Annotated in this window: 13 protein-coding genes; 9 read left to right on the top strand and 4 right to left on the bottom strand. The window is 40.4% G+C overall.

Going from position 1 to position 13,740, the window contains the following annotated elements:
* The first annotated feature begins 6 nt into the window (after positions 1 to 6).
* Together ACZ5B7_RS12875 and ACZ5B7_RS12880 are read left to right on the top strand one after the other, a co-directional pair.
* Positions 7 to 1,617, top strand: coding sequence for an ATP-binding protein (locus tag ACZ5B7_RS12875; RefSeq protein ID WP_464494033.1), 1,611 nt, complete (start codon positions 7 to 9; stop codon positions 1,615 to 1,617).
* Positions 1,595 to 2,332, top strand: a complete 738-nt coding sequence (locus ACZ5B7_RS12880) for a response regulator (protein WP_464494034.1) — start codon at positions 1,595 to 1,597, stop codon at positions 2,330 to 2,332. The genes ACZ5B7_RS12875 and ACZ5B7_RS12880 overlap by 23 nt, the downstream gene beginning before the upstream one ends.
* 71 nt (positions 2,333 to 2,403) lie before the next feature.
* Here ACZ5B7_RS12880 and ACZ5B7_RS12885 read toward each other — a convergent pair whose 3' ends face one another.
* Entirely contained in the window at positions 2,404 to 3,510 is a 1,107-nt protein-coding gene (locus tag ACZ5B7_RS12885) for an AbrB family transcriptional regulator (RefSeq protein ID WP_464494035.1), read from the bottom strand.
* A 198-nt stretch (positions 3,511 to 3,708) separates the two neighbouring features.
* Here ACZ5B7_RS12885 and ACZ5B7_RS12890 point away from each other — a divergent pair, with 198 nt between their 5' ends.
* Positions 3,709 to 4,476, top strand: a complete 768-nt coding sequence (locus ACZ5B7_RS12890; RefSeq protein WP_464494036.1) for an alpha/beta fold hydrolase — start codon at positions 3,709 to 3,711, stop codon at positions 4,474 to 4,476.
* A 58-nt stretch (positions 4,477 to 4,534) separates the two neighbouring features.
* Here ACZ5B7_RS12890 and ACZ5B7_RS12895 read toward each other — a convergent pair whose 3' ends face one another.
* The gene (locus tag ACZ5B7_RS12895; protein WP_464494037.1) at positions 4,535 to 5,089 is read right to left on the bottom strand and encodes a phosphatase PAP2 family protein; all 555 of its coding nucleotides are present in this window, start codon (positions 5,087 to 5,089) and stop codon (positions 4,535 to 4,537) included.
* Between the two features lie 145 nt (positions 5,090 to 5,234).
* On the opposite strand from ACZ5B7_RS12895, the gene ACZ5B7_RS12900 reads away from it, so the two are divergent.
* Entirely contained in the window at positions 5,235 to 6,119 is an 885-nt protein-coding gene (locus tag ACZ5B7_RS12900; RefSeq protein WP_464494038.1) for a gamma-glutamylcyclotransferase, read from the top strand.
* 39 nt (positions 6,120 to 6,158) lie between these two features.
* Here ACZ5B7_RS12900 and ACZ5B7_RS12905 read toward each other — a convergent pair whose 3' ends face one another.
* Positions 6,159 to 7,850: a ribonuclease J gene (locus ACZ5B7_RS12905; protein ID WP_464494039.1), complete on the bottom strand. Its 1,692-nt coding sequence runs from the start codon at positions 7,848 to 7,850 to the stop codon at positions 6,159 to 6,161.
* Between the two features lie 191 nt (positions 7,851 to 8,041).
* Here ACZ5B7_RS12905 and ACZ5B7_RS12910 point away from each other — a divergent pair, with 191 nt between their 5' ends.
* The 5 genes from ACZ5B7_RS12910 to ACZ5B7_RS12930 all read left to right on the top strand — a co-directional run bounded on the left by ACZ5B7_RS12910 (position 8,042) and on the right by ACZ5B7_RS12930 (position 11,843).
* Entirely contained in the window at positions 8,042 to 8,911 is an 870-nt protein-coding gene (locus ACZ5B7_RS12910; RefSeq protein ID WP_464494040.1) for an efflux RND transporter periplasmic adaptor subunit, read from the top strand.
* Entirely contained in the window at positions 8,911 to 9,600 is a 690-nt protein-coding gene (locus tag ACZ5B7_RS12915) for an ABC transporter ATP-binding protein (protein WP_464494041.1), read from the top strand. Before ACZ5B7_RS12910 ends, ACZ5B7_RS12915 begins: the two co-directional genes overlap by 1 nt.
* A complete protein-coding gene (locus tag ACZ5B7_RS12920; RefSeq protein WP_464494042.1) occupies positions 9,593 to 10,765 on the top strand; it encodes an ABC transporter permease in 1,173 nt (390 codons plus the stop codon). Before ACZ5B7_RS12915 ends, ACZ5B7_RS12920 begins: the two co-directional genes overlap by 8 nt.
* Before the next feature lie 179 nt (positions 10,766 to 10,944).
* Positions 10,945 to 11,334, top strand: coding sequence for a DUF6010 family protein (locus ACZ5B7_RS12925; protein WP_464494043.1), 390 nt, complete (start codon positions 10,945 to 10,947; stop codon positions 11,332 to 11,334).
* Between the two features lie 23 nt (positions 11,335 to 11,357).
* On the top strand, positions 11,358 to 11,843 hold the full coding sequence (locus ACZ5B7_RS12930) for a hypothetical protein (RefSeq protein WP_464494044.1): 486 nt from the start codon (positions 11,358 to 11,360) through the stop codon (positions 11,841 to 11,843).
* A gap of 358 nt (positions 11,844 to 12,201) precedes the next feature.
* On the opposite strand, the gene pdxR is transcribed toward ACZ5B7_RS12930, so the two are convergent.
* Positions 12,202 to 13,638 (bottom strand): MocR-like pyridoxine biosynthesis transcription factor PdxR, encoded by a 1,437-nt coding sequence (pdxR, locus tag ACZ5B7_RS12935; RefSeq protein ID WP_464494045.1) that lies wholly within the window; start codon positions 13,636 to 13,638, stop codon positions 12,202 to 12,204.
* Between the last annotated feature and the right edge of the window lie 102 nt (positions 13,639 to 13,740).

Raw genomic sequence — 13,740 nt, forward strand, 5'->3', positions numbered from 1 at the left:
GTTTGCATGCGTTTACATACAAAACTGATGCTGGGGATCTCTATAGTTATTATTATAATGGGGACCATCATAGAATTTACGTTTAAAAATATCATGGAAACGAATTTGAAGCATGAGATTGGAACGAAGGCGTTATCCGTTGCACAATCGATTGCGAACATGCCGGAAATACAAAAGGCGTTTAGTGCGGAGGACCCCGCTTTAATTATTCAGCCTATTGCGGAAAAAATACGCAAACAGGTGGGTGCGGAATTTATTGTTATCGGAAATCGAGACGAGGTTCGTTATTCACACCCTAACCCTAATCGTTTAGGCAAAAAAATGGTTGGTGGAGATAATGACCGTGTTTTTAATGGAGAATCAATTATATCGGAATCAGTTGGGACACTTGGACCTTCTTTACGAGGAAAAGCTCCAATTTTTATTGGTGGACAGGTTGCCGGCGTCGTTTCTGTAGGGTACCTGCAGACAGATATTAAAAAAGAAGTGGCGCGAATTCAGAAGAAGGTCTTTTGGGCCATCATGATTATTTTATTAGGCGGTCTTCTGGCTGCTATATTAATCTCATTTAATATTAAAAAGGCACTTTTGGGGCTTGAGCCAGAGGAGATTGCCTGGATGTATCAGGAAAAGCATGCGATCCTTGAATCCATTCATGAAGGAATAATTGCCATTGATACGAATGGAAGAATAACGGTTGTAAACGAAACAGCGCATAAAATTTTACAGGTCCCTTGCGATACCGTTCTACGTGGGACAAGGATTGAAGAAGTGCTGGAAAATACGCATTTGCTCGATGTAGTCAGGACCGGTCAGGCCGAATATGACAGGGAATTCATGATTTTTGGGGAAATCTTTTTAGCAAACCGAGTGCCAATTTTTAACAACAAAGGTACCGTTATCGGGGCTGTAGCGAGTTTGCGGAATAAATCTGAATTGGCGCACCTGCTTCAGGAATTATCTCATGTCAAGGCTTATGCGGAAGGGCTGCGCGCTCAGACACATGAGTATTCCAATCGTCTCTATACATTGCTGGGGTTGATTCAGTTAGGTTCCTATAAAGAGGCAATCGATTTCATATCGAGAGAAGTGGATGTTACCCAATCCTTCATTCGGTTTTTAATGAAGGAAATACCTGATCCGATTATTGCCGGATTTATTCTAGGGAAAGTCAGCCTGGCTAGCGAGCTGAAAATTCAGTTTACGATTGATAGTGAAAGCAGTTTTAGGGATCTTCCTAGTGACATCAGCCGGGATTCACTAGTCACGATTATTGGCAATCTCGTCAACAATGCTTTTGAAGCTGTGAGGGCAAATGACAAGGTGGAAAAAATCGTTTCCTTGTTTTTAACCGACCTTGGCAGGGAATTGATTATCGAAGTAGAAGATAACGGCGCAGGGATTGACGCCGAGTTGACTGATCAGATTTTTAAAGAAGGTTTTTCAACAAAGAATTCAGGAACCAATTCCGGAATCGGTCTGAGTCTCGTTCAAAAGGAAATTCACGAATTAGGGGGATACGTGACGTTTTCATCGGCCAAGGGAGAAGGAACGATTTTTACAGTGGCGATTCCAAAACGCAGGGGGAGTTTGCATGAAGGTGAACCGAGATATTGAAGTGTTAATTGTTGAGGATGATTTACGTGTGGCGGAAATCCAAAAGAGGTTTTTGGAACAACTTGAAGGCTTTCAAACGGTGGGAATTGCGGCTAGTTATCTGGAAGCAAAAACGTTAATCGAGATTTTGCAGCCGGACCTGCTTCTGTTGGATGTTTATTTTCCGGATATGAACGGACTAGATTTGCTGAAGGAAACAAAACAGCAGGCAAAGCAAATGGACGTCATTATGATTACGGCCACGAAAGAGATCGATAAAGTTCAAGAGGCAATTAGTATAGGTGTCTTTGATTACATCATTAAACCAGTTGTATTTGAGCGTTTCAAGCAATCATTGCTGCGGTATCAAGAGTTTCATAGAAAGCTTGTTCAATTGGGACAAGATAATCCGCACGTCACCCAGCAACAGGTCGACCAGCTTTTGCGCAAGGATGTTGAGGGGGCCGCAGGAGCGGGGGACAAGCCTTACCTTCCAAAGGGCATCGACCCGCTTACCTTAGATAAGGTAATGGAAGTACTCGGACGAGCAGAGGGCGGTCTCACCGCAGAACGAGTCGCCAAAGAAATCGGCGTCAGCCGTACCACCGCCCGCCGCTACCTCGAACACCTTGTCGCCGAGGACAAAATCGAAGCCGATTTAGCCTACGGCACAGTTGGCCGCCCTGAACGCGTCTATTTGGTTTCAGACTCCACCAAAAGACAAATGTCCACCTGAGGCGGAAACTTTTAAAAACAAAAAAGTGTAAGACCTCTTCAGGTTTTACACTTTTTGTTTTGTTGGTAAGTTTATGTGGATTTTGCGTTTTTTTTGATTTTGAATATCCATCTTAGGATTGGCGGGACGGCAAAGTATATGAAAAACAGCCGGAATAGCTGAAAGCCACTCACCATTGATAAGTCCGCTCCTATTGCATGAGCGAGGATGCCCATTTGATCCATTCCTCCTGGGGCGACACTCAAGAAGCTGGTGGATGGAGTGAAATACCGAAAGTATACCAAAAGCAAACTTAATCCTAATGAGCAGAGAATCATCAGTCCCCCGCTGATAATGGCAAGGGTAATAACTTTTGCTTTATTTGTCAGTTTTTCAGGTTTCGACAACAGTCCTATATAACCGCCAATCATAAATTGCGAGAGGTCTAATACAGGCGGCGTGAGGGCAGGTCCGTGAAGTCCGCCAATCGTCAAGACAGCTGTTCCCAAAATCGGTCCAAGTAAAAACGGCGTAGGAGCCTTTATTTTTTTCGCTAGCAGGGCACTTAGAACACTTATGACAGCAAATAAAATTAGCATCAAAGGAAAATTTCCAGCAAATGTTTGATCTGCGCTTTGTAAAAGTGATGAGGCTGTATTACCCTTTCCTGTATTCTGAAAAAGCGGTCCGAACACAAGAAACGGAACAAAAAAGATAATCATCATTAATCTGGCAACCTGAAGAAACGTCACCGTTGTAATATCAATTCCCTTCATCTCTTCGGCAAAGGTAATCATTTGCGATAGACCACCGGGGATACTTCCGGTTAGAACAGTTGGATAATCAACGTCAGTCAGCTTTGCTACAACAAAGGCAATGCCAGCACAAAAACAAATTAGTAAAGTGGTCGTTAACAACATGGAAGGCAAATTTGCCGCAATTTGATAAAGAGCTGTTTTGGTAAAGGACAGCCCAATCGAATAACCAACAATGATTAATCCAATATCTCGTATCCATCTAGGCCAATATAAATTAATTCGATTAAACCTCGAGCCAATGAATACAGCAGTCATTGGTCCTAAAAGCCAAGGAATAGGGGTATTAAGGAATTGAAATATCAGCGCGCCGATTAAGGCAATGATGAGTGTTATAAAAAAGCGATTTGTTTTATTGTTATTAATGTTCAGAAATTTTGTCAACGATAACCCTTCATTCTGGAAATATATAAGGTGTGATGTTCAAATACTCCACTATTATCATCATTTTACCATGATTTATTGATCCTTGATATTTTAAAGCAATACTTTTGGGAATAATGGCTTCATGAAGGAGTAAACCTAAATAGTGACTTTGAATATTAAAGCCAGTTGAAATATGAAATAAAGGAGGTGTTAACGATGCCTTTTATGGAAAAGGAAGAAATCAACTTGTACTATACCGTGAAAGGCGAGGGAGTACCTATTGTGTTTATCCATCCGCCTTTACTTACTAGTGCAAATTTCAAATACCAGATGGATAATTTATCGAAAAGTTACAAAGTCATTTGTTTTGATATTCGCGGACATGGCCACAGTTCTTATTCCAAGCAGCCTCTTACCTATCGATTAATTGCGGATGACATACTGTATCTCTTGGACCATCTAAGAATCCCAAAAGCGTATCTTTGCGGATATTCCACCGGAGGTTCCATTGCCTTGGAATTTTTATTGACAAACCCGGACAGGGCAATGGGAGCCATTATTATAAGCGGAATGTCCGAGGTTTATGATTGGTATAATGAAAAAAGAATTATTCTGGCACGGCTACTTGCCGAAGCAGGAGCCAAACGTTTGTTGGCTTTAGGGATTTCCTGGGGCAATTCCGATGATAAAAAAATATTCAAAGCTATGTATCAAGAAGCCCTGAATGGTGATACAAGAAACATCGCACAATATTACAATTATAGCTTGCAATACAATTGTACCAATCAATTACATACCATTAATCATCCGGTTTTATTGATTTATGGAAAAAAAGATAAATCGTTTCATAAATATGCCAAAATTTTAAATGAAAAGCTTCCTAATAATGAATTAAAATTTATATATGAAAAGCACCAGATACCAACGAAGTCAGCTCCTAACTTAAACCAACTAATCAGCAGGTTTATTCAACAACATAATTAAAACAAATATGAAAAAGAGGGAGGAATCCTAAAGGCTGCTCCCGCTAACATTATTTTAATTAGAATTTTAAAAAGGAGCAAAAACGATTATATGAATAAATAAATCGGGATAAGAATGGATCCCACAGCTTTTTCGTAAGGTGAACCATGAAACTAGCTATACTTCCGAGTGCAGCACTTCTAATAATTTCATAAGGGTAATGGTGCCCCATCCAAATCCGAGAGATTCCGATAAATATACCCAAATACCACATTATTTTTCCAAATATTCGTTGATATAAAAGCACTGAAACAGCTGCCGCAAAAGCCAATGCTGTATGTTTACTTAGAAAGGATGAATCCTTTTTTGCTGGAATAGGAGGTAATAAATGCACCTCATGGTTCACAAAAGGCCTTGGTTGATAATTGAAAAATTTTATTATGAAAGTAATAATATAGGTAACCCCAACCGATACCCCCGTTAATAGCGAGAATTTCTTATTGCGAAACCACAAGATAATTAATAATAATACATATACATAACGAGCTTTTTTCGAAATGGTTATCATGATCATATCCCAAAAACGAGAACGGCCAGCCATTTTATTTATTATTCTAAAAATATTGAGATCCATTAAAAAGCCCCCTTCACTTTAACTAAATGCTATTATTTCCAGTAAACCAGTAGTCCATGTATAGAAAGGAATCCAATAAAAATTACTCTAACTGTAAAAGGAATCTAGGATTTTTATGCCGAAGTAAAGATAAGGGTAGAATTGGATGAATTTAGTTCAACGAAAGGGATTGCTGAAAAAAATGAACAAACATTACGTTTTCGTTTATGGAACATTGAGAAAGAATGAAAAATATCATCATTTGTTGCAGGGGGCAGAGCTTGTAGCTGAGCAGGCTTGGACAAACGGAAGACTTTTCGATACCGGACTAGGATATCCTGCGGTGAAAGAATCAGAATCGGATACGGTATATGGGGAATTATACCTAGTTTCAGATAATCATCTATGCTGCCTGGACGAATTGGAAGAATATGAGGAACATAGTCACGACAATTTATACGACCGTAAAAAACAAATCATTTTTCATGACAATAGGAAGACGGAAGCCTATATCTACATGGTTGCCAAACACAACGAAAGCATGTTAAGTACGCCAATCGTACTAGGTGACTGGAAGGTGTATCAGTTTGAAAAACAAAGTGGGTACGTTCTGTATTTTGCATATGGCAGCTGTTTGGACCATGCCAGGTTTAAGCTAGCTGGGGTCGATCATTATTTTCAAAAATTAGCAGGGGTTGCAGAGCTTAAGGGTTACACCCTTCGGTTTACAAAAAAGCTGCCTGACGGCGGGCGGGCAGATATTGTGGAAGAGGGCGGCGTTGTGGAAGGGAAGGTTTACGAGATTCCATATGAATGTCTCGAATATTTATACCGGCGCGAGGGCGTTCATACTCGTCTCTACCGGCCTGCATTAATTGATGTTAAGATGGATGGCAAGACAGTCCAAGATGTACTAACATTCATCGTCGTTTCGAAAGACTCCGAAACAGCACCGCCTGACCATTATCTCGAGGAAATTATCAGGGGAGGCACCGGGTTTTTAAGTGATTCGTATATTGCTGAGTTGACAGAACATGTGAAAACACTTTAAAAAACGAGTCAGACACCTACAAGGGTGCCTGACTCTAATTCAGATTTCAATAATAATCGGCAATATCATCGGTTTTCTTTTTGTTTGCTTAAAGAGATACTGTCCTACAGTCTTCTTGATGTTTTGTTTGATGACATTCCATTGCCGAATGTTTTCTTCTTGTAAGTCATTGACTGTCTTTTTGACAAGGCTGTTAATTTCCCTCATCAAATTCTCAGATTCCTTCACATACACAAATCCGCGCGTAATCGTGTCGGGTCCTTGGATAATCCTTTGGTCCCGTTTGCTCAACGTTAAAACGATTACTAGCATGCCATCTTCAGACAGTTGCCTCCGATCACGAAGCACAATCTCTCCCACATCACCGACACTCACGCCGTCTACATAAGTATCACCGGCAGGTACGGATCTTGTCTGCCTCGCAACCCCGTCTTGAATATCCACGACATCCCCATTCCGGATAATAAAGGTATTTCCTTTTTCCACTCCAACCGATTCCGCAAGCATGCGGTGATGGTGGAGCATCCGGTATTCCCCGTGAATCGGAATAAAGTAGGTGGGTTTCATCAATGTAAGCATCAGTTTTAGGTCTTCCTGATAGCCGTGGCCCGATACATGCATCCCGGTTGAGCTTCCCGAGCCGTAAATCACATGGGCGCCCCTTTGGAACAAGTTATCGATAATCCGAGAAACATCCTTTTCGTTCCCGGGAATAGGGGACGCTGCTAGAATAACAGTATCATCGGGATAAATCGAAGCATCCCGATAGCTTCCGCTTGCCAGCCGTCCGAGAGCGGCATTTGGTTCGCCCTGGCTTCCGGTACATAGAATGGCGACACGTTCGGGGGCAAGTTTTTCGATTTCGCTTGCCTCAATCAGCATCCCTTCAGGTATAAGCAAATAACCGCGTTCAATGGCAACATCTACTACATTCACCATACTTCGGCCCAGCAAGGCTAGCTTTCGATTCGTCTCAATGCAGGCTTCCACGACTTGCTGCACGCGATTAACATTGGAAGCAAAAGTCGAAACGAAAATTTTTCCTCGAGCTCGAAGAAAAGCCTCCAACATATGGCTTCCGACCATTTGCTCGGAAGGAGTGAGCCCTTTTCGTTCTGCATTCGTACTTTCAGAAATTAATGCCAAAACGCCATTTTGGCCAATCTCAGCCATTTTATGTATATCGGAATATTGATCGCTATTAGCCGGGGTGAGGTCAAATTTAAAGTCCCCTGTATGAACAACATTCCCTTCCGGGGTTTGAAACACAATCCCCAAGCAATCCGGAATACTGTGACTGACTTTAAAGAACGAGACTTTAATCTCACCAAACTCTAACTCTGAATCTGCATCAATCGGTACGAGTTTCGTATCCCGTTTCAGCCGGTGCTCATCCAATTTCAATTCAATCAAACCGAGAGTAAAACGAGTTGCATAGATGGGAACATTTAATTTTTTTAAAAAATAAGGAACTCCGCCGATATGATCTTCATGTCCATGAGTGACAACTAGAGCGCGGATTTTCTCACGGTTTTCTTCCAAATAGGTCACATCTGGGATGATCAAATCAATTCCAAGCAAGCTTTCATCAGGAAACATTCCGCCGGCATCAATCACCACGATATCGTCATTATATTGAATCACATACATGTTTTTGCCAATTTCATTAATGCCGCCTAAAGCAAAAAAGGATAGGGTATTGTTACTCACTTTTTCTTCCTCCCGATACATTCAGATGTTCATAATATACCCGGAAGATCCTTCATTAATTTACTGTGACAACCATTTTTTTAAAAATCCACACCCCAAAATCATGCGGAGGTACCCCTAATATCTGCGGTGGGTTATCTAAAAGTCTGCGGTTAGAAGGAGAGGGAATCGCCGTAAAATGAAATTATCGAATAAGGGAGGGGATTCATTTTATGAATACAAACAAAAAAAAGAAAGGTAAAAAGAAGATAGTAATTTGGTCAATAGTTGGACTATTAGCAATTGCCATCATTTCAGCAGTAATCTTTACGCCAAAGGGATTAGGGACTTTCGAAAAGGAAACAGCCCAAATTGACGACATTACTACCTATTACACCTTCTCCGGTACGGTCGAAGCTAAAAACAGAAAGACAATTACAAGTGATGCTCCAATGCAGATTAAGGAAGTAAAGGTGAAAACAGGCGACATGGTGAAAAGCGGCGATGTCTTGTTAGAAACGAAGGATGGTAAAAAAATAAAAGCAGCAATTAACGGAGAAATCACAAAAATCTATGTTGAAAAAAACGCGGAGCTCATGGCAGGGGCGCAATTAGTCGACATCGTCGATTATGCTGTATTACAAACAACCGTTAAAGTTGACGAATACGACCTTAAATATCTATTAGTTGGTCAAGAAGTGAATGTAGCCGTAAATGCGCTGGAAAAAGAAATTAAAGGTACGGTTTCCGCCATTTCAAAGGAAGCCGCAAACGAAAACGGTGTTTCCTATTTTTCTGCTACGATTGACCTCAACAATGACGATGTGATTAAAGTAGGGATGAGTACAGAGGCAAAAATTTTGAAACAAAATGTATCGGGAATCATTACGCTCTCCATGAAAGCCATCAATTTTGACAGCAAAAATAAGCCGTATGTTTTAATACCTTCAGAAAAAGGTGGCCAAGTCAAAAAATATGTTCAAACGGGCATTAACGACGGAACAATTATTGAGATTAAAGAAGGTATTGACGCGGGTGATGTAGTGATGATCATCGATAAAGATAATGCCGTTCCTGCGATGATGCATGGAGGTAATCCATAATGAACGGACAAATTCTGAATATGAATCAAATTACAAAAACGTACGTGATGGGTGAGGAAGAGCAGGTTGTTTTAGATAATATTAATCTGACAGTAAATAAAGATGATTTTGTAGCTATTTTAGGACCATCTGGGTCTGGGAAATCCGCACTGATGAATATAATAGGATGCCTCGATTCCCCGACGAGCGGTGATTATTATTTGTCGAATAAAAAGGTTGATGAACTGGATGAATCATCTCTGGCGGCAATCCGCAACAAGGAGGTCGGCTTTATATTTCAGCAATTCCAGCTGCTTCCAAGGCTTAATGCGATACAAAATGTGGAGCTTCCACTTGTTTACGCCAGCATGCCTGAAAAGGATCGAAAACATAGGGCCAGGGAAATGCTTGAGCGAGTCGGGCTTGGCAATAAATTGGTAAATCGTCCCAATCAGCTTTCGGGGGGGCAGCAGCAAAGGGTAGCCATTGCCCGTGCAATGGTGACCAACCCAACCATATTGCTGGCCGATGAACCAACCGGTGCACTCGATCAAAAAACCGGTCAGCAAATCATGGAGCTATTTCATGAGCTTCATGAAGAAGGAAAAACGATTATCATGATTACACATGATATCGAAATTGCGAAAAATGCCAGTAGAATTGTCCGCATATTAGACGGCAAACTGAGAGAAGAGTTTGCTTATGTTTAAAGAGAATATCAAAATGTCCTGGATGAATCTGGTCCATAACAAAATGCGCTCGTTTTTAACCATGCTAGGGATTGTGATTGGCGTTGCTTCCATCATTGCCTTGATTACAATTGTGAAAGGTGCGATGGACGGTATGACAAGCGAGTTTTCTTCCTTTGGGGCCGATAAAATAACTGTTCAAGCCATCGGAACACCTCTAAAAAAAGGCTTACACGACAGCGATATTCAAAAACTATCAGAAATCGAGAATGTTGCCGGAGTATCCCCGACTCTAACTGGAAACACAACGGTGGTCTATAACGGAAATGAAAAAAAGGATGTGTACGTTCAAGGTAAAAATGATGTGTATTTTTCTAAGACAAAAGACCTGATTGAATCTGGCAGGGGTCTCAACATTTTGGATATTGATAATGAAAATAAAGTATGCCTTATTGGGGCCAATATTGCACAAGAACTGTTTTGGGGGGAAGACCCAATCGGTAAAAAAATGCTAATTGCCGGTGTAACCTATACGGTGATCGGAACACTTCGAGAATCAAGCAGTTTTTCGGATTCGTCAAATAACGATGCGGTCATTATTCCTTATACCACCTCGATGAGCCTGCTAGGAACCGGATATATTAACAATGTTGACGTGTTTATGAGCGATGCCAATGACTCTGAAAAAATAACTAGTGATATCGAAGCTGTTTTAAACCAGGCATTTAACTACAATAAAGACGGGTTTACCATTATCAATATGCAGGATATGCTGTCGTCCATCAATAGGGTAACAACCATGATGTCACTCATGCTGGGCGGGATTGCCTCCATTTCTCTTATCGTTGGGGGCATTGGGATAATGAATATGATGCTTGTTTCTGTCACAGAGAGAACGACCGAAATCGGGCTAAGAAAAGCCCTTGGAGCAGAGCCTAAGCGGATTCAACAGCAGTTTCTCCTGGAGGCGGTATTTTTATCACTCTTTGGTGGAACGATTGGCTTATTGCTAGGTGTGTTAATAGCTTACGCTGTATGTATCTTGATTGGGGCAAGTTTTACACTTTCGGCATTTACTGTTGTGCTTGCGTTTGGCTTCTCCGCTGCCATTGGGATTATTTTTGGCATTGCCCCAGCACGGAAGGCCTCAAGGCTAAATCCAATTGACGCGTTAAGAAGTGTATAAGAAATATAATAACTAATGAAAGAGGCCGGTGCAAATCCGGCCATTTTTATTGAAAGAAAAAGATTGCAGGGAGCCCTCATTTTTTTGCGGGGAAGACTACATAATTTGCGGCTAGAAGATGACCAAACTGAAATATGATGAAAGCATACCAAATAAGTATATTGAGAGGAGATATTAAGATGAAATCCAATGTAAGGAATATGGTTGCTGGTGTCTTATTGTCACTGCTGACTGTTAGACTTTTTTACAGTTTTACTGTTCCAGTTTCATATCAACTGTTCACATTATTTCTGGCTTTTACTGCTTGTGTGTATGCTGGTGCTGCATTGTCGGATGGGCGGTTAACTTGGCTCTCTATTGAATCTGTGATGGCGCTGCTGTTTTTTAATTGTGCTGTCTGGGGACTGTTGTACTCTCCCATTTGGGTTGGCATTGGTTTTATCCTTCATGGAATCTGGGATATGCTCCATCATCCCAAAATAATTAAAACGAAAGTGGTAAGATGGTTCCCGCCATTGTGCGCTGCATTTGATTTTATAGTGGCAATTTTCGTTTTCAGGTTTTATTAGAATGATGTGGAAGGAAGAGTGGTATGAACTCTCTTTTATTGGAGTGGGGATTGTTCTCTTTTATGATTGGCATTATTTTATCATTGCCGCTTGCGGCAGTTTTTTATCAGAAAGAAACATTTTTGGCAAAGGTTTTTACGAATGCTAGAAAGCTTAAATCGGCACACCTTGACTTTTTCATGCAAGCATTTGCATTAGGGTTGGCTTACCTGTTGGAATTATCCTTCAAAACAGAAATTCCCCTGTATGTAGTTTTCCCGCTAATTTATGGCACTATCATGAACCCTACAATCTTGTTATTGGAAGCGACACCGTATATCCGAACAGGAGGAATGCAAATTTTCTATAAAGTGCTAAGGGCAACTAGTCCACTGGCACTGATGTTCGCGTGGTTTGCAATAGCATTTCTATTCCTCCCCATGCCCCTTAAAATCATCTTTTTGGTAGTGGTGACGATTGGGCTAATCGGTTATTTTATCCTACTTTTCAATACGAAGAAACAGAGTTAAGATAAAAAAAGCAGTGTTGTAAAATGTTATTGAAAATTGGATGGTCTATTTTTAGCTGAATTGGATGGTCATTAATCAATGCATTTTCGATATTATATAGCTAGCAAAAGCTTTATAATTCGAGGTGCGATATGAATATAATGGTCGGTTTAGTAATTTTAATCCTTATTTTTTCTGTAGTTTCAACTCTATTAATCACCAGGAAACCTGATGAAGATTACAGCGGTTCAACAAAAAGAAACACAACCAATTTAACTTTAATATATGTTGTTATTATCGGTATCGCTTTAATTTCACTCGGAATCTATATTGGAGTAGATTAGACCATCTTGAAGGATGGTCTTATTTTTTTCTTCATTTAGTTTGAAACAATCTCTAGTGCATCAGCAAACCTTCGAATTCCTTCATTAATTGTTTCCTCGTTTTCCCTTGCAAAGGTAAAACGGACGAATCCCTTTTCAGTCCCCATTGTTGAACCGGGGACAAATATTACTCCTCTTTTTATTGATTCCTCTAATAATTGAATTTCATCACATTCATTTTTAATTCGACACCACAAGTGAATGCCGCCTTGCGGGATATAAAAATCGACTTGATCTTTTAAAAACGTCCCCAGGCTTTCAACAATTTGATCCCTGCGACTTTCCAACCTCTTAACTAACTTTTTCATATGTGATTCAAAACCATCAGATTCTAAAAAATCATTTGCAATCCATTGAGAGTAGCTGGCATGTCCAAAGTCGACCTGCTGTTTGGCATCTGCTAACCTTTCAATGACCTGCTTTGGTCCAATAATCCATCCTATTCTGAGCCCCGATGCAACTATTTTTGTCAAAGAACTAATATATAAAACATTTCCATGATCGTCTAATGATTTTAGAGTTGGGATTTTTTTCATTGAAAAAGCGGATAAACTATAGGGATCATCCTCCACCACTGGTATTCCAAATTCAGACGATATTTCAAGAATTTTATTCCTGCGCTCTAGGGACAAAAGCGTTCCCGTAGGATTTTGAAATATTGGATTTAAGAAAATCATCCTAATTCTATGTTTTTTATATAAATCGGCAATATCGTTCGGGTTAATGCCTTCCTTACCAATCTTTAAATAATAGGTTTTGATTCCTGCGGATTTAAATACTGGCAGATTGTAATGATAGGAAGGATTCTCGAGGGCAACTGCGTCTCCTGGTTTTAACAGGCATTGCACCACAAGATGCAAAGCTTGCTGTGCTCCCGAAGTAACCAATATAGATGAAGGATTCGTTTCTATCCCTCGGAACTCCTTCACATGCTTAGTAAGTGTTTCTCTGAATATCGAATTACCCTGTGGGTGGTCATATCCCAAGGTCCCGATAAAGGACCTGTTCATTGTAATTTCCCTAAGAGACGTTACAGGAAATAAATCCTGAGATAATTCACCGCTGGCTAAATTAATCAACTTTTGTTCAGCCATTTCTTTATGTATCCGTTGCGTTACGGGCAAATTGGGAAGAAACGAGCCTGCCTCTATATATCTGTTCCAACTTGGAATTCGATTCTTAGACATGCCCCAGATATCTTTGCTTATGGTTGTTCCACTGCCTTTTTTTCGCTCTATCAGTCCATTTGATTCCAATTCGTCATACGCCGCAATGACGGTGCTTCTATTTACACCGAGATTTTTCGCCATGCCCCGTTCAGAAGGTAAAGGTTTATCTTGTGGAAAAGTCCCATCCGCAATCCCGTTCTCGATATATACTGCAAGCTGTTTATAAATCGGTATTTTAGATTCTCTGTTAGGTTTCCAATCCATTAGCTACATCCTTTAACATAATTTAGTTCCAATAAAAATAATTGTATACTTTTTCAATCTATTTTTCATGGTGGATACTAGGTGCTTCTTCCGAAGGTTCCA

The organism is Neobacillus sp. S1115, from assembly GCF_055385565.1.

Excerpts from the sequence above, each read along its gene's own strand:
- ACZ5B7_RS12875 (WP_464494033.1), top strand. The coding sequence starts at position 7 with ATGCGTTTACATACAAAACTGATGCTGGGGATCTCTATAGTTATTATT.
- ACZ5B7_RS12880 (WP_464494034.1), top strand. The coding sequence starts at position 1,595 with ATGAAGGTGAACCGAGATATTGAAGTGTTAATTGTTGAGGATGATTTA.
- ACZ5B7_RS12890 (WP_464494036.1), top strand. The coding sequence starts at position 3,709 with ATGCCTTTTATGGAAAAGGAAGAAATCAACTTGTACTATACCGTGAAA.
- ACZ5B7_RS12895 (WP_464494037.1), bottom strand. The coding sequence starts at position 5,089 with ATGGATCTCAATATTTTTAGAATAATAAATAAAATGGCTGGCCGTTCT.
- ACZ5B7_RS12900 (WP_464494038.1), top strand. The coding sequence starts at position 5,235 with ATGAATTTAGTTCAACGAAAGGGATTGCTGAAAAAAATGAACAAACAT.
- ACZ5B7_RS12905 (WP_464494039.1), bottom strand. The coding sequence starts at position 7,850 with ATGTATCGGGAGGAAGAAAAAGTGAGTAACAATACCCTATCCTTTTTT.
- ACZ5B7_RS12910 (WP_464494040.1), top strand. The coding sequence starts at position 8,042 with ATGAATACAAACAAAAAAAAGAAAGGTAAAAAGAAGATAGTAATTTGG.
- ACZ5B7_RS12915 (WP_464494041.1), top strand. The coding sequence starts at position 8,911 with ATGAACGGACAAATTCTGAATATGAATCAAATTACAAAAACGTACGTG.
- ACZ5B7_RS12920 (WP_464494042.1), top strand. The coding sequence starts at position 9,593 with ATGTTTAAAGAGAATATCAAAATGTCCTGGATGAATCTGGTCCATAAC.
- ACZ5B7_RS12925 (WP_464494043.1), top strand. The coding sequence starts at position 10,945 with ATGAAATCCAATGTAAGGAATATGGTTGCTGGTGTCTTATTGTCACTG.
- ACZ5B7_RS12930 (WP_464494044.1), top strand. The coding sequence starts at position 11,358 with ATGAACTCTCTTTTATTGGAGTGGGGATTGTTCTCTTTTATGATTGGC.
- pdxR (WP_464494045.1), bottom strand. The coding sequence starts at position 13,638 with ATGGATTGGAAACCTAACAGAGAATCTAAAATACCGATTTATAAACAG.